Genomic DNA, 14,264 nt, shown 5'->3' with positions numbered 1-14,264 from the left:
CAGTTGGATTTCCTCTTGCACCAGTTTGTCACCAGTGCTATAAGAAATCTATATCCACTGTCACAGATACCCGGCGGTGGGTAACCATGAAACCTAGATGCTGAAGGGAGTGGGAAATGATGCTAATCCGTACTGACCCGTTCCGTGAGCTGGACCGGCTCACCCAGCAGGTCTTCGGAACAGCAGCCCGTCCGGCCGCCATGCCGATGGACGCATGGCAGGAAGACGGGGAATTTGTCGTGGCCTTCGACCTGCCAGGGATCTCACCCGACGCCGTGGACCTGAACGTTGAAAGGAACGTCCTCACCGTCCGGGCAGAGCGCCGGGACGCCACCCAGCCCAATGTCGAACTAGTGGTCTCCGAACGGCCACGCGGCGTCTTCAGCCGCCAGCTTATCCTCGGCGACACCCTCGACACCGAGAACATCAAGGCCAGTTACGACGTCGGTGTGCTGACATTGCGGATCCCCGTGGCGGAGCAGGCAAAGCCGCGCAAGATTGAGATCGAAAGCAAAGGCCAGCAGCACCAGATCGAGACATAGCCCTTCGATGCGCGTGACGGGACGGCGTCCGGATTTCTGCCTTTGGGCGTCTGCCGGAGGCCGCCCCGGGCCGCTGCCAGCCGCAAAGACCAGCACAATGTTGCAGTAGCCACAGGCTTCATGATGACCAGATCTGTCCCGGACTATTACGCAGTCCTGCACGTTTCCCCTGGCGCATCGCCACGGGAAATCGCGCGCGCCTACCGCACCCTCATGCGCCGGCACCACCCCGATGTTGCCGGCCCCGAAGTGACAGGCGGAGGGGCTGCGCCGGCCGAACTGCAGCTGATCATGCAGGCCTTCTCCGTGCTCCGTGACCCCAAGCGCCGCCACGCCTACGACCGGGAAGCCTCCCGCGCCGGGACCGCAGTTCCGACTCCGGAGCGCAATCGGCCGCAGCAGCGTGGGGACGCGGATGGCCAGGAAACCCGCCGGAGCACCGAAAAGTGGGACGGCAACAGTCCGCAAGATATTCCGGTCCGCTTGGTCCGGCGCCGGGAGCCGCCACTGCGCGTCACACCCGTCAGGTGGGAGAGCGGACCGTGGGCGTAACAACACATGAATCAGACCCAGAGGAGAACAACCACGATGAGCGACTGGCGCCGCTACGACTCGCACCTGATCCCGGCCTTCCACGAGCGCTTCGAACAGCGCTGGGGCAAGGGCACGGCCCCGTTCCTGGACCCCGAGGCCCACGAGGAGCCGCTGCCACGGGCGCAATGGATCAACCCTGCAACCGGTGCCGCCCTGGCTGTGGTGCCCATCTGGAGCGACGACGACCATCAGCACCGTTCCTTCGGGGTGTTCTACCTGCCGCCGGCCGGGGATATCTGGGTGCTTCGCCCGGGCTTTACCGGATTTCTTGAACCCGGCGTGGATGACATTGAACACCTGGCGGCGCTTCGGAATGACGCGTTCCGCAAAGCCGTGTCGCACGCCAACGAATTCCTCTTCGGCCCTCCTCCGCTCGTGGACTAGCTTCAGTCCTGTTCGCACGCGCCCGTGTTATCAGCGGGGCACGGCTGGGCCCACGGCCTATGCGTGGATGGGGACCGTGCCGATGACCAGTGTTCCCTGGGCTGCGGCGTGCCGGATGTCCAGCCCATTGGTCGTGATGACGAGATTGTCTCCGCTGATGACCAGGACGTGGCCGCCGCGGGCGGCCTCGAGCCACAGCGCGTCCTCGGCTTCATCCGGGTGGAGCTGTTCCCCGAAGAGGGTTCTGCCGCCGATGCTGAGGGTGATCAGGCCCTGTCCTGTCAGGGAGAAGCTGCAGCTGGCCGACGTTTCGACGGCGTCTTCCAGGATGCCGGCGTAGTCGGGGCTCATGGCCAATTGGAAGCCGTGGAAGAGCAGGATTGAGACGAGGGCGGAGGTCAGGTCGCCGTCGTTCTCCCGAAAAGCCACCACGGGGACCAGTGTGTACGCCAGCATCGGCACCAGGCGTTCCTGCCCGTTACCGGACTGCTGGGTGAGAACCATCCGGGCGGCCATGGGGGTGAGTCTGTTTGGTACCCACTGGCTCCGCTGGACATTCAGGCCGGGATCACTGCACCGGCGGTGGCAGACGCAGTCGGTGAAGGTGACGTAACTGGTTCCGTCCGGTGCCGTGCTTTCCGTGACGTTCACCAGCAGTGAGAGCGGCTCGCCGGACTCAAGGGGTCCCCCGCAGGCTGCGCACGCGCTGGCCATGGAGGCAGCCGTGAGCACATACTGTGTCGTGTCCCTGCCCTTAAAGCATTCCAAACGCCTGTCCCAGGCAACATTGCGTGTGACTGGCATTTCACTGAGTCTCCCGTCCTCCTCATGGTCTGGTCACGTCGTGCCCCTTCGTCGTGTGGTGTGGCGCGGTCCCCGGGTCACCGGTACCGGGGACCGCGCCCGGGAGGGGCGTCTATCGCCCCGCGACTGCCTGTGCGCGAATGACACGTCGACGTTCATCCCTGAAGGTCAGGCGCGCTGAAACAGCCTGGCGGTTCGGGGCCCCTCCATCCCGGCTAGGCACTGATCTGCTGCTGGGCGCCCTGGCCGCTGGTGATTTCGATCTTCCGTGGCTGAGCCTTGGCAGCGACCGGGATCCGCAGGGTCAGCACCCCGCCGTCGTACCCGGCGGTCACCTTCTCGCCATCCAACGCCTCGCCCAGGACCAACTGCCTGCTGAAGACGCCCTGCGGCCGCTCGGCGGCCACCAGCTCGGCCCCTTCGGGGGCGGTGTTCTTCCGTTCAGCCTTCACGGTCAGGACGTTCCGCTCGATGTCGACGTCAATTGAGTTCACGTCCACACCTGGCAGGTCAACCGCGATCACAAACTCGGTGTCCTCCCGCCAGGCATCCAGTGGCATGGCGGCCGGGTGGGCGGCCGTGCCAAAGACCTGCTGGGCAAGCCGGTCGAGCTGGCGGAAGGGATCGCTCATCATCAACATGACGTACCTCCTTGATCATCATTGACTCAGGCGGATCGATCTATATCCGCTGATATAGATTTTTTACCACTTCGGTTAACCACTGGCAAGAGGTCGGGCGCGTGAAATTCGGCCACCATAACCCCCTTGCTGGCTCGTTCCTCGGCGGAATTCGACGGTGACTGTTTGGCCGGGGCTCTTGCTTCTCAGTGCGGCGAGCAGGTCCTCGGGAGATTCGAGCTCGTCGTCACCGAGTCTGGTGAGGACGTCACCGGGCCGGAGACCGGCTTTGTCTGCGGTCCGCCTTCCTGGACCGTGAGTGCCAGCGCCCCACGGGTGGTGTCCGGCAGCCCCAGTTCTTCGGCGATCTGCCGGGTGATCTCGCCCAATCCCAAGCCTATGAAGGAATGCTCGGCTGTTCCGTCCGCGTGGAGTTGGTCGGCTACCTTTACCGCAGGGCAGCCGGGATGGCGAACCTGAGTGCCACGGCCCCGGACTGCGCGGGTATGTAGGCCTCGCTGATCCCGACGACTTCGCCGCTGCTGTTCACGACTGCGCCGCCGGAGTTTCCGGGGCGATCGCGGCATCGGTTTGGATGAGGTCTGCCAGGGACTGGCTGCGGGACGCAGCCCCCGGGATCTGCCGGTGCAGGACCGAGATTATGCCGGCCGTCGCCGTGTTCTCAAATCCGAGCGGTCAGCCGATCACGACGGCAAGTTCACCGATGCGGGGCAGGGCAGGCTGGAATTTGGCGGCAGTCAGGCCTGTCCGCTTAGCCTCCACCACGGCAAGGTCCGAGATTGGATCCATTGCCCGTACCGTTCCTCTCTCGTATAGGGCCTGGTGCCGCCAGGTGCACCTCGTCCTCCCGCCAGGATTCAGCCGTGGTGAAGTTTTCGAAGTCCGTGGCAAAGGGGAGCGGCACCTGAGTGCGAACGTCGGCCATGTGGAGATCGCCGACGATCAGGCTCAGGTTTTCTGCCGCGCGGTGCGTCGCCGCCAACCCCGCCGGCTAAGCGGTCCGGCTTGAGCCACAAACCACATCGATGTATACGTGCTGACATAGATTTAATAGCAGCGGCGTAACGGGCTGACAAGGTAGTTTCCCGACCGTAGGCGATCTACCCTCGAACCGAATTTGAGACCCCAGTTCTCCCCGTCGGGGACCGCCGCCGGCTTCTCCGGCGCGGGGAGCCCTTCAGTCCTCCCAGCGTAGGATCCCACTCCGCTTCGGCGGGAATGCGCAATCCGCCATGTCAGTTGTAAAGGTTAGATGGATAAGAAAGGAGGAGTACCAACTAGCGTGGGCACATATGAACGAGCGGGTGCGAGGTTCTGTGACTACTACTCTTTCATGTCGTACGCAGACTTCACGGCGTGGGTTGCGGCCGATGATGAGTCCCTCCCCGAGATCTCGTTTTCCGAGACCTCGCTCCGCGGCTGACACTTTCGGCCCCACTGCACAGCCTTTCCCCAGGGCCGCCACCGTCGCCCGTAGTGGAACGCTTGGCCGGGCAGGTGGTGCGGCCCGGTGGATCCGGGCTTGGTCTTTGATTGAGGCGTGACCTGGGGGCTGCGACGCTCAACCGGGCTCGGTTTCGTTGATCGTCACTCCCAAGGGCGCGCGAGGTGGAGCAGAGTGCCATGTCCGGTCAATTCGAAGTTTTCTCGTCTCCCGACGGCGACTAGTGGTTCCGGCTGGTGGATTCTTCCGGGGCTACGTGGGCGACCTCCTCGGAGACGTTTGCCACGAAAGGGGCAGTAGCGGCGGCCATAGCCCCTGTCCGGGTGATCGCCGGGACTGGATACGGATTGATGTCATTGGCCGGCGGTTTCACCAGGCCGTTCGCAGGGCACACCGGAAACCCGGAGCAGTTGAGGCTTCCGATGGTGTCGCGGTTCAGGTGGCGCCGAAGGAAGGAGACGTCATCCCTGTGGATCACCTGCCCGCCCTGGTCCGGATGGATTTCGATGGCCTGACTGACGCCGATCTGATCTTCAGGTACCGGACTATAGGTAGCCCCCGGTGGATCAGTCCCGGTGAGCCCGGGTGACGAAGTGCTCAACCCGGCGGTCAGGAATCAGCCAGATCAGGGCCACGATGGTGTAGACGGCAACCCCAAGCAGTGGCTGGACTGCGGTCAGCCCAAGGCCTGCGAGATAAATCAATGGCGACGTTTTGCCTTTCCAGTCCCGGCCAATTGCCTGCGCGAGGGGGCCATTCCGGCCCTGTTGACGGATCAGTGCCTGTTCCAGGATGAAGTACGCGATCGCGGCGCACAGCAAGTTGATCCCGTATGTCAGCACCGGGATCTGCACGAAGCCGGACTCATCCATCCAGCGGGTGGTGAACGGGATCAGTGAAAGCCAGAACAACAAGTGCAGATTGGCCCAGAGGATCGCGCCGTTGACCCTGCTTGCCAGATGGATCATGTGGTGGTGATTGTTCCAGTAGATTCCGACGTAGACGAAGCTGAGCAGGTAACTGAGGAACGTCGGCAGGACGGACCCCAAACCACGCCAGGTCGGTTCGTCCGGCACATGGAGTTCCAGCACCATGATTGTGATGATAATGGCGAGCACACCATCACTGAACGCCTCCAGGCGGTTCTTGTTCACCGGATTCCCTCCGTCAAAGCAACATCATAATTATGGATCCTCAGCCAGGACCCGGAGAGCTCGGCACGTGACGATCGTCCGTTCATCAAGACCTCCCCGCTGCCAGAATCTGAAGCTCATGCAGGGCCTGCACGGAAAACGCCAAACCGTCATTTTTCCGGGAGTGGGACGTCTCTTCCCCGATCTGGCTCCGGCGTGGGCGATACCTTTCTGCCCCGCGGGGTAGGGAGCAGAGCGCGCAATGTCTGGATGGTGTCGGCCTCCGCGGCCGTCTTGTCGTCACGGTAGCGCTTGACGCGTGCGAACCGGAGGGCGATTCCACCCGGATAGCGGGGAGAGTGCTGAACGCCGTCGATGGCGATCTCGACCACGGTGACCGGCTCGGTCCAGACCGTACCCGCCGTACGCCGCACCTCCAACTCCTGGAACCTCTCCGTCTGCCATCGCAGCAGCGCGTCGGTGAGGCCTTTGAATGTCTTGCCCACCATCACGTAACCGCCGGGTTCACCAAACTCGCCAACAGGGTCCAGGGCTCCCAGGTGCAGGTTCGACAGCAGCCCAGTGCGCCGTCCTGACCCCCATTCGCAGGCGAGCACCACCAGGTCGTAGGTGAGCACCGGCTTCACCTTGATCCAGTTCGAACCCCGCCGCCCGGCGGCGTACGCCGAGCCCACCGCCTTCACGACCACACCCTCATGGCCGGCGGCAAGCGCATCGCGTGACACTCGCTCGGCAACAGCCGCATCCGCAGTGATTTTTCCCGGGATACGGTGACCAGGGGCGATGCGCTCGAGCACGCCGATGCGTGTGGACAGCGGCTCGTCGAGCAGGTCGCGCCCGTCGATATGCAGCACGTCGAAAAACCATGGATGCAGCAGCGTGGTGCGTGCCGCGTCCGCCCCGAACCGGGACATGGTCTCCTGGAACGGCCGGGGCCCGCCGTCCTCGTCGAGGGCTAGGGTCTCGCCGTCGAGGATCACATCGCGCACGGGCAGTCCTCGCACCACCTCCACCACCTCAGGCAGCCGGTGGGTCACTTCGGCCAAGGTGCGGGTGTAGATATGCACGTCGTCGCCGGCACGGTGGACCTGGATGCGTGCGCCGTCGAGCTTGTATTCCACTGAGGCTTCCCCCGTCGCCGCCAACGCCTCGGCGGCATTGGCCGCGGTTGCGGCGAGCATGGGCTGCACGGGACGTCCGACGACGAGGCCGACTGCGTCAAGCTGGGCCGCGGTCCCCGTGATCGCCAGCAGGGCGGCTCCGCCGAGGTCGCCGGAGAGCATCGCAGCACGCCGTACGGCCTCGACCGGCCGGCCGGCGGCGCGGGCAATTGCATCCGTCAGTACGCCTTCGAGCGCACCGGTACGAAGTTCTCCGAGCAGCACGCCGGCGATGAAGGCCTGCTCCCGTTCGGTGGCTTCCGCCATCAGAGCCCGAAGGGTGGTGGCGCGTTCCACGGTCGAGCCGGCGCCTGCGGCTGCCCGCAGCCGGTCGAAGGCAGCGTTGAGGTGGGCGATAGTGAGATTCGGCTCAGGAGCGGGTTCGCCCGCCGCCGCCCTCATGCCGCTCCAGCCGATCCCGAGTCGGCCTTGGCGAGGCTTGGCGGTGAGCAAGCCGACCGCCGTCGGGATGTCCGTTGGGTCGAGCCGGAGCAGCAGGCCTGCCAGCTCGTTGACCTTGGTGAGCCGGGAGCGGGTGGCCGCGACGGCTTCCAAGGTCCTCACGAGCTCGTCGAGCAGCATGACACCAGTCTGTCACGGCCGCTGGCTATGGACAGCGAATAGGCCCTGTTCCAGAATGGGCACGTGGGAATTATCGTCGCCAACCTGTTTGTCACCCTCGACGGCGTCTACCAGGCGCCGGGCGGCAGCGAAGAAGATACCGCGGACGGGTTCGCCTTCGGAGGCTGGCAGGCTCCCGTGTCCGATGACGAGGCCGGCGCTGCCATCGGCGAGGAGATTCGCCGCATCGACGCCCTGCTCCTCGGCAGAAAGACCTACGACATTTTCGCGGCCTACTGGCCGCACCAGTCTGACGAGATCGGCAGCACGCTCAACCGGGTACCCAAGTTCGTCGTCTCCAAGTCGCTGGTTGATCCGGCGTGGGCGGGCACCAAGGTGCTGCCAAATGCAGAGGCAGCGGGCCAGCTCCGTGAAGAGTTCAACGAGGTGCACATGTTCGGCAGCGGCGTCCTCATCCGGTCGCTACTCGCGGCGGACATGCTCGACCGCCTCCACCTCTGGCTCTATCCGATCACCCTTGGGCAGGGCAAGCGCATCTTCGACGCTGGAACCGTACCCGCCTCCTTCCGCCTCGCCGAGCCGGCGCGCACCTTCCCGAAGGGGGCAGTGTCGCTGGTCTACGAGCGAGCAGGCAGCGTGGAGACGCAGGACATGCCGGGGGCCTGATGGGAGGGCATCGCGTCTGTCCCGACGTCCGTTGACGGGTTTATTACCGGCCCAGACGACAGGCCCGGGTGCAGCCCGGGCAAGGGCGGAGACCGTATGCGCTGCTGCGTGATGGGCGGCGCGTGGACCTACTACGGCGGGCACAAGTTCCGGATGCACGGCCCCGCCAAAACCGTTGGCTGGTCCAAGACGACCGCTACCTGAAGACGCATGCGGCCCCGTAAAAAGCTGTCCGACCGAAGTGGGCCACGGGCCGGTCAAGCTTCGGGCCGGTCAGGCTTCGCCCGGAATACAACGCTGCGGACCGCCAGTATCCAGGGTGTAGCCCGGACCGGTCCTACGGCGGTGTCTTGTTGTTGGTTCTCGGGTGCGGGAACCTTGGTGAGTCAGGTCAGTTCACGTTCTACGGGGAGACCAGCCGTGTCATCCACGAGCACCAGGGGCGCGTTCCACGTCTCAGAGCAAGTGGCCGCAGCCGTGGCGGGAGGGCGCCCTGTCGTCGCTTTGGAATCGACCATTTTTACTCACGGCCTTCCCCGTCCGCGCAATCTCGAGGTTGCTTTGGAAGCCGAGGAACGCCTCCGCGGTCAAGGGGTCGTTCCTGCAACAATCGGTGTCTTCGCCGGCGCTCCGACGGTAGGGCTCAGCCTTGAGCAGATCACCTCGCTCGCCAATGACGCGGCAGTGACGAAAATCAGCCTCCGTGATCTTCCTGTAGCCGCTGCTCTTCGGCTCCATGGCGGCACCACGGTGGCGGCGACGGCGTTCCTGGCACACCGAGCCGGCATCAGAGTGTTCTCGACCGGTGGCTTGGGCGGAGTTCACCATGGCGCGGCAACATCATTCGATGAATCTGCCGACATGACGACCTTGGCTACTACCCCGATCATCGTCGTCAGCGCCGGCGTGAAGTCCATACTGGATGTCGCCGCCACCCTCGAACGGTTCGAAACGCTCAACATCCCGGTCGTCGGCTACAAGACCAGGAAGTACCCCGGCTTCTTCGTTTCCGACTCGGGGCATGAGATCGAGTACGTGGTCAACACTCCGGACGAAGTTGCGGCGATCTGCAGCGCCCGCGATGACCTGCACATCGAATCGGCCATCCTGTTGGCAAACCCGGTCGCAGAGGACAAGCAGTTCCCTCCGGCCGAGCTCGAGGACATTCTCTCCCGGGCGTGGGCGCAGGCAGCGAAGAACGGGATCAAGGGCAAGGACACCACACCGTTCCTTTTGGACTTCATTCAGCGCGAGACGAACGGCCGCAGCGTGACTGTAAATGTCGAGGTGTACCGCAATAACGTCTTTCTCGGTGGCGAAGTCGCCATTGCGCTGACCCGTTAACCCGGGGGAGTGACCTTGCTAAGTGCGGTCGGGCGGTTAAGTGCGGTCGGGCGGTTAAGTGCGGTCGGGCGGCGGATTACGCGGGGCGCTCATGGCGGTCCTTTAACGAACCCGCGCTGGGGCAGCTTCTGCCCCCAGAGTGGTGTTTCCCCTGTTCGGTGGCCTCCAGGCCCCTGAGTCCATGGCCGCCACGCCATCGTCGCTCTCCTCGAAATTAATTCCAATCTCGTGATACAGCTTGAGCCGATGACGTATGGCGGAGTGGTTATCGTCGCTGCGGCCAGTTTCCTTCGCGCGCCCCAAAAGGCGTGCAGCCGGCTCCTCGTCGTCAGCAGTCAGCCGGAGAACGACATCGAGTCTCTGGCCACCATCGGCCAGTATCTCGTCCAAGTACTCTCCCTGGGCCGTGGTGCGTGGGAAGCCTACGAGCAGATCCTTCAGGATGCCTTTGGCCGCGCATGCACACGGTATGGCATTGGGCCGACCGGCGGCGCCGACGCAGAGCTCGCTGCGGCTGTACGCAACGCCGTTGCCCACGAGGACATGCCGGCTGCCGTTGAAACTCCAGGGCGACAACCACAAGCTGGTGGCTCGGTCCAACGCCGACGACAGCTTCCTGGACATCAGCATTCCCAAACTAGGTGCAGATTGGCATGCCGTGTTTACCGCTGAGCAGGCCGGGGCCTACAAGCTGGGTTTCCGGGACCTTGTCATGCTGGACCGTGGCGCTGAACCCTTCGCTGATGGCTACAACATCTTCACCGTGAACTCCCTGGACGAGCTCAACAAGCACCTCGGTCTCTGAGCCGACTACGGCCCGGGGGGACGCGGTCTCCTGGAGCCCATCCTTATCGTCAATGGTGCTCATTCCCCGGACGAGGATTAGCATTTCCGGGAAGCCTGCCAGCGATGCTGGCAGGCTTCTTAAATTTTCCGGAACTCTGCCTGGTTCTCGCGGCGAGCGCAAGGAACTCCGGGACTTCGTGACGGAGACCATCGCCCGGTCAGGGTACCGGCTCGGTTGCTGGAATCTGGCCGGCCCTGCTAGGCCTTGCGGTGCTGCTCCGCTTCTTTCACTAGTTCAGTCAGCCAGGGCCGGTGCCCCTTGTGGAAAATCATTCCTGCGGGCAGGCCCTGGACCGTCGGTACCGAATTGGCGATGTCGATCGTGATCCGGCCGCCGCCCATGGGGGCGTTGGTGATGTGCAGGTCGCCGTAGGACTCCGGGAGGACGGGATCCATCCAGAAGCCGCCGCGGGAAACATGGGTGTCGTACCGCATCAGAGTCGTCACGAGCTGGATCGGTGTTGTGGCTGCCCAGGCCTGGGGCGAACACGCTGTCGGGTAGGGGACAGGCTCGGCGAACTGGTCCCGGCTGAAGCCGCAGAACAGCTCCGGCAGGCGGCCGTCTGAATATTCGGCCGCCTCCAGGAGGGCCGTGGAGATGCGTTGCGCCTCCGCCACGAATCCGTACCGCATCAGGCCTGCCGCAATGACCGCGTTGTCGTGCGGCCAGACCGAGCCGTTGTGATAGCTGGCGGGGTTGTAGGCGCCCATGTCGCTGGCCAAAGTGCGCACGCCCCAGCCGCTGAACATCTCCGGCGACATGAGGTGTTCAGCCACCTGCGGCGCCTTATCCTCATCCACCAGGCCCACCCACAGGCAGTGGCCCATGTTGGACGCGCACGCATCGACTTGCCGCTTCTTGCCGTCCAGGGCTATGGCGTAATATCCGCGCTCTGGGATCCAGAACTGCTCGTTGAACCGCTTCTTCAGTAGCTTCGCGCGGTCGGCGAGTTCATCGCCCAAAGGCGTGTCGCCGGCGTCGTACGCAATCCAGGCGCGGGCCATGTAGGCGTCGTAGACGTACGCCTGCACTTCACAGAGCGCGATAGGGGGCTCGGCCATGCGGCCGTTGGCGAAGTTGATGCCGTCCCAGGAGTCCTTCCAGCCTTGGTTGATAAGCCCCCGCGGATTAAGGCGCTCGTATTCGACGAACCCGTCGCCGTCCCTGTCGCCGTAGTCGCGGATCCAGTCCAGTGCACGGTCCGCGTGGGGCAGCAGTGCGGCGATGGTTTCCTTGCCGAAGCCCCAGCGGCTCACCGATCCAAGTACTGTCACGAAGAGCGGGGTGGCGTCGATGCTGCCGTAGTAGACGGACTTGCCGCCGAGCGCGAGCCCGCTGGAGACGTCCAGCCTGACCTCGTGCAGGATCTTGCCCGGTTCCTCCTCGCTCATCCGGTCCACCACGTTGCCTTGGCGGTCGGCCAGCGTTTGCAGCGTGCCCAGCGCCAGGGAAGGGTCGACAGGCATTGCCATCTCCGACGCCCACAATGAGTCGCGGCCGAACAGGGTCATGAACCACGGCGCACCGGCCGCCACCACGACCCGCTCTGGATGGTTCGGGTCCTCGATGCGGAGCGCGCCCAGATCGTCGTAGCTGCGCCGCAGGGTCCGTTCGATGGAGTGGTTGGCCATATGGAGCTTGGGAATCTTGGCCACCCACTCCTGCCGGCGGCGGTCCCGCGGGGACAGTTTCTCGCCGTCACTATGGATGAACGACGGCGGGGGAGGACTCGTTGCCTCGGCGCTCGGCACCGCGGTGAGCACCGTACTCCACTGGCTGTGCGGCGCGAGGGACACGCGGTAGGTCAGGGCATCCTGCACGACGTCGGCTCCGGGAGCCTGGACCAGAAGTCCCTTCCGAACATCCTGCCAGACAGCGCGGATGGTCAAGGTATCGCCGTCCACTTCCCGGGTTTCTTCCCAGCGACCCTGGATCCGCGCCTCCTTGACCTCGAAAAGGTCCGCGAAATCTGCCTCAGCCCTGACGGAAATGGTGCATTCGGCCGGGTCCGTGGAGTAGTTGCGAATCGTGACCTGCTCCTGGATGCCTGCCCCCACTTCGCGGAGGCGCTCCACAATCAGCGGGCTGTCGGCATACCCATCGGAACGGGTGACCCGACCGGCAAACAGCGCGCGATACGGTTCCTTCGTCTCCGCGGCCAGCGGTTCCAGAGCCTGGCCGTTAACGGTCAGGCTCCAACGGGAAAGGATGCGCGTGTCCTGAAAGAAAACTCCGTGCGGATATTCCGGATGGATGTCCCCGTTCGGCAGGGAGATGCAGAAGTACGTGCCTTCCACCAGGGTGATCGTCCCCGCCCCCACAGGTCCGGCAGCAGTGTCAGCGTTCCATCCAGCCACTCCCGGCCCCTCCAAGAACCCAACGCCACGGTGCCTGACCTCATGTGCAGGCAGCCGCCGTCGCCAATTCTGCCACCGACGGTACTCTTGCTTGCTGGCGTAGGCCAGAGCTCCGTACACCGAATCATTCCAGCGACGTCTTCTTCACCCTCATCCGCGTGTGGTGTGCGCTTCTGAGCAGGTCCAGATGTAGGAGTAGACATTGCGGGAAACCAGCAGGTCGTAGTCATCCTCGACATGGAACAGGCGACGGTCTCCGATCTGGTCTGTTACCCAGATCGTTCGACCATCCTCAGTCCGATCATCGATCGAACCCTTGTAGCATTCGACGCCCTGCCGGCAAAGAGTGATGACGTCTCCGCGCTGAAGTGACGTCCACATGGATACACGACGGCTCTGTCGCATGTTGTGTGCCTTTCTGTAACTGCCCCGGTGGCCCCGCCCGCCCTTCCTATCATTCGCTCCGGAAAAACGGTCATTCGCGGGCAGCTGCCGGTGGAAAAACTTCCACGCAAAGCCTATCGTCGATTGTTGACAATTGCTAGGATGAGATCCGTGCCTTCCAACGCAGGCAGGCAGCTACGTACAGGGCGCACAGCCCAGAAGGAGCAACTATGGTCAAGGCGACCGTCATGAGCGACGCAACAACTGCACACCCGGGGGAACCCAAAGCCAAGGAAACCTCAATTACCGAAGGGCAGACCGAGGTCTCCCTGCGTCTCTGGGCCAGGGACGACCTCAAGACGGGCATCTGGGAGGTAACACCGGGAACGTTCAAGAGCACCCGGCCCGGCTACGACGAGATCTGCCAGATTCTGAGCGGGACCGGCACCATCACCGAGCCGGACGGCACAAGCTTCGACATCGGCCCGGGTACCCTGTTCGTTACTCCTGCCGGCTGGGAGGGGAGTTGGACTATCCACGAGACGGTACGCAAGATGTGGGTTGTCAAGGACCTTCCGGCCACGGCTGAGTAGTTCTCAGCACCCCGAGTCCCCCCGGGCAGCAGCAGCAGTTGTCCGGGGGCTCGTGTCCCCGAAGATGCGGCCAGGTACTGGGCCCGGGGTGTCAGCTACTTGGTGGCGGTGAGATCGTCCACGGCCTTTTGCATGTGCCGTTTGATGGCGTTCTGGAGTCCCCTTCTGTCCCGTGCTGCCAGGAGATCCAGGATGTTCTGGTGTTCCTGCACGAGATCATCCACACGGGGATAGGAGACCTCCAGACTGAGAATACACATCCGGGATTCGGCGGCCAGGGTCTCGTAGACCCGGATCAGGCGGGAATTTCCTGTGCCGGCGACGAAGGAGGTGTGGAATTGCATGTCCAGCCGTGCGATTGCCTGCCAGTCGGAAACGGCAACCTGCTTTGCCATGTCCTTGATGATTCCCTGCAGCACGTCGCAGGTGTCTGTGATCTGTGCCTCGCTGCCGTCCAGCAGCGTATTTGCTGCGGCTATTTCCACGGCCTCGCGGACTGCGTAGATCTCCTTGATGTCCTCGGTTGTAAGCTCCAGAACGAACACTCCGCGGTTGCGGTGATTGACCAGTATCCCTTCCTGGCACAGTCGCTGCAGTGCTTCCCGGAGCGGTCCCCTGGACGTGCGCAGCCGGCTGGCCATGGCAGACTCATTGATCTGCTCGCCCGGACGGAAGATCCCCTGCACGATTTGCTCCCGCAGTTGATCGGCAATCAGCTGGGCCGTGGGCCTTCCCTCCAGGACAAATAATCCTTCGGTCGCTGCCATT

At 63.8% G+C, this 14,264-nt stretch carries 16 protein-coding genes and 1 pseudogene; 7 read left to right on the top strand and 10 right to left on the bottom strand.

Going from position 1 to position 14,264, the window contains the following annotated elements:
* The first annotated feature begins 119 nt into the window (after positions 1-119).
* The 3 genes from ABIE00_RS11865 to ABIE00_RS11855 all read left to right on the top strand — a co-directional run bounded on the left by ABIE00_RS11865 (position 120) and on the right by ABIE00_RS11855 (position 1,520).
* Positions 120-542: an Hsp20/alpha crystallin family protein gene (locus tag ABIE00_RS11865; RefSeq protein ID WP_306926819.1), complete on the top strand. Its 423-nt coding sequence runs from the start codon at positions 120-122 to the stop codon at positions 540-542.
* Positions 543-662: 120 nt separating this feature from the next.
* A complete protein-coding gene (locus tag ABIE00_RS11860) occupies positions 663-1,094 on the top strand; it encodes a J domain-containing protein (RefSeq protein WP_354260445.1) in 432 nt (143 codons plus the stop codon).
* A gap of 36 nt (positions 1,095-1,130) precedes the next feature.
* Positions 1,131-1,520, top strand: coding sequence for a hypothetical protein (locus ABIE00_RS11855; protein WP_354260443.1), 390 nt, complete (start codon positions 1,131-1,133; stop codon positions 1,518-1,520).
* Positions 1,521-1,577: 57 nt separating this feature from the next.
* Here the strand turns inward: ABIE00_RS11855 and ABIE00_RS11850 are convergent, their stop codons facing one another.
* The 6 genes from ABIE00_RS11850 to ABIE00_RS11825 form a co-directional block, all read right to left on the bottom strand.
* Positions 1,578-2,324, bottom strand: coding sequence for a hypothetical protein (locus tag ABIE00_RS11850; RefSeq protein WP_354260441.1), 747 nt, complete (start codon positions 2,322-2,324; stop codon positions 1,578-1,580).
* Between the two features lie 215 nt (positions 2,325-2,539).
* Complete coding sequence (locus tag ABIE00_RS11845) at positions 2,540-2,965, bottom strand: Hsp20/alpha crystallin family protein (protein WP_331568969.1); 426 nt, start codon at positions 2,963-2,965, stop codon at positions 2,540-2,542.
* A 75-nt stretch (positions 2,966-3,040) separates the two neighbouring features.
* Positions 3,041-3,334, bottom strand: a complete 294-nt coding sequence (locus tag ABIE00_RS11840) for a PDZ domain-containing protein (RefSeq protein ID WP_354263342.1) — start codon at positions 3,332-3,334, stop codon at positions 3,041-3,043.
* Positions 3,335-4,629: 1,295 nt separating this feature from the next.
* A complete protein-coding gene (locus tag ABIE00_RS11835; RefSeq protein ID WP_354260438.1) occupies positions 4,630-4,887 on the bottom strand; it encodes a hypothetical protein in 258 nt (85 codons plus the stop codon).
* A gap of 88 nt (positions 4,888-4,975) precedes the next feature.
* Entirely contained in the window at positions 4,976-5,563 is a 588-nt protein-coding gene (locus ABIE00_RS11830) for a TMEM175 family protein (RefSeq protein WP_354260436.1), read from the bottom strand.
* A 149-nt stretch (positions 5,564-5,712) separates the two neighbouring features.
* On the bottom strand, positions 5,713-7,305 hold the full coding sequence (locus tag ABIE00_RS11825; RefSeq protein ID WP_354260434.1) for an ATP-dependent DNA ligase: 1,593 nt from the start codon (positions 7,303-7,305) through the stop codon (positions 5,713-5,715).
* A gap of 63 nt (positions 7,306-7,368) precedes the next feature.
* Between ABIE00_RS11825 and ABIE00_RS11820 the strand changes: the two genes are divergently transcribed.
* Both ABIE00_RS11820 and ABIE00_RS11815 read left to right on the top strand, forming a co-directional pair.
* Entirely contained in the window at positions 7,369-7,971 is a 603-nt protein-coding gene (locus ABIE00_RS11820) for a dihydrofolate reductase family protein (protein WP_354260432.1), read from the top strand.
* 465 nt (positions 7,972-8,436) lie between these two features.
* Positions 8,437-9,315, top strand: a complete 879-nt coding sequence (locus tag ABIE00_RS11815) for a pseudouridine-5'-phosphate glycosidase (RefSeq protein WP_354260430.1) — start codon at positions 8,437-8,439, stop codon at positions 9,313-9,315.
* A 225-nt stretch (positions 9,316-9,540) separates the two neighbouring features.
* Here the strand turns inward: ABIE00_RS11815 and ABIE00_RS11810 are convergent.
* Positions 9,541-9,747: pseudogene (locus ABIE00_RS11810) on the bottom strand (AAA family ATPase); the annotation flags it as partial.
* Between the two features lie 37 nt (positions 9,748-9,784).
* On the opposite strand from ABIE00_RS11810, the gene ABIE00_RS11805 reads away from it, so the two are divergent.
* Entirely contained in the window at positions 9,785-10,120 is a 336-nt protein-coding gene (locus ABIE00_RS11805; RefSeq protein WP_354263522.1) for an HAD family hydrolase, read from the top strand.
* A gap of 239 nt (positions 10,121-10,359) precedes the next feature.
* On the opposite strand, the gene ABIE00_RS11800 is transcribed toward ABIE00_RS11805, so the two are convergent.
* On the bottom strand, positions 10,360-12,519 hold the full coding sequence (locus ABIE00_RS11800; protein WP_354260428.1) for an amylo-alpha-1,6-glucosidase: 2,160 nt from the start codon (positions 12,517-12,519) through the stop codon (positions 10,360-10,362).
* A 150-nt stretch (positions 12,520-12,669) separates the two neighbouring features.
* Complete coding sequence (locus tag ABIE00_RS11795; protein WP_354260426.1) at positions 12,670-12,924, bottom strand: hypothetical protein; 255 nt, start codon at positions 12,922-12,924, stop codon at positions 12,670-12,672.
* A gap of 227 nt (positions 12,925-13,151) precedes the next feature.
* Between ABIE00_RS11795 and ABIE00_RS11790 the strand changes: the two genes are divergently transcribed.
* Positions 13,152-13,496, top strand: coding sequence for a cupin domain-containing protein (locus ABIE00_RS11790; protein ID WP_354260424.1), 345 nt, complete (start codon positions 13,152-13,154; stop codon positions 13,494-13,496).
* A 95-nt stretch (positions 13,497-13,591) separates the two neighbouring features.
* Here ABIE00_RS11790 and ABIE00_RS11785 read toward each other — a convergent pair whose 3' ends face one another.
* Positions 13,592-14,263, bottom strand: a complete 672-nt coding sequence (locus tag ABIE00_RS11785; RefSeq protein ID WP_354260422.1) for a GntR family transcriptional regulator — start codon at positions 14,261-14,263, stop codon at positions 13,592-13,594.
* Between the last annotated feature and the right edge of the window lies 1 nt (position 14,264).

Origin of the sequence: Arthrobacter sp. OAP107, from assembly GCF_040546765.1 — a bacterium.
In the GTDB taxonomy this organism is placed as follows: domain Bacteria; phylum Actinomycetota; class Actinomycetes; order Actinomycetales; family Micrococcaceae; genus Arthrobacter.
This window is presented reverse-complemented; position numbering and strand designations above follow the sequence as displayed.

Excerpts from the sequence above, each read along its gene's own strand:
- ABIE00_RS11865 (WP_306926819.1), top strand. The coding sequence starts at position 120 with ATGCTAATCCGTACTGACCCGTTCCGTGAGCTGGACCGGCTCACCCAG.
- ABIE00_RS11860 (WP_354260445.1), top strand. The coding sequence starts at position 663 with ATGATGACCAGATCTGTCCCGGACTATTACGCAGTCCTGCACGTTTCC.
- ABIE00_RS11855 (WP_354260443.1), top strand. The coding sequence starts at position 1,131 with ATGAGCGACTGGCGCCGCTACGACTCGCACCTGATCCCGGCCTTCCAC.
- ABIE00_RS11850 (WP_354260441.1), bottom strand. The coding sequence starts at position 2,324 with ATGCCAGTCACACGCAATGTTGCCTGGGACAGGCGTTTGGAATGCTTT.
- ABIE00_RS11845 (WP_331568969.1), bottom strand. The coding sequence starts at position 2,965 with ATGTTGATGATGAGCGATCCCTTCCGCCAGCTCGACCGGCTTGCCCAG.
- ABIE00_RS11825 (WP_354260434.1), bottom strand. The coding sequence starts at position 7,305 with ATGCTGCTCGACGAGCTCGTGAGGACCTTGGAAGCCGTCGCGGCCACC.
- ABIE00_RS11805 (WP_354263522.1), top strand. The coding sequence starts at position 9,785 with ATGGCATTGGGCCGACCGGCGGCGCCGACGCAGAGCTCGCTGCGGCTG.
- ABIE00_RS11795 (WP_354260426.1), bottom strand. The coding sequence starts at position 12,924 with ATGCGACAGAGCCGTCGTGTATCCATGTGGACGTCACTTCAGCGCGGA.
- ABIE00_RS11790 (WP_354260424.1), top strand. The coding sequence starts at position 13,152 with ATGAGCGACGCAACAACTGCACACCCGGGGGAACCCAAAGCCAAGGAA.
- ABIE00_RS11785 (WP_354260422.1), bottom strand. The coding sequence starts at position 14,263 with ATGGCAGCGACCGAAGGATTATTTGTCCTGGAGGGAAGGCCCACGGCC.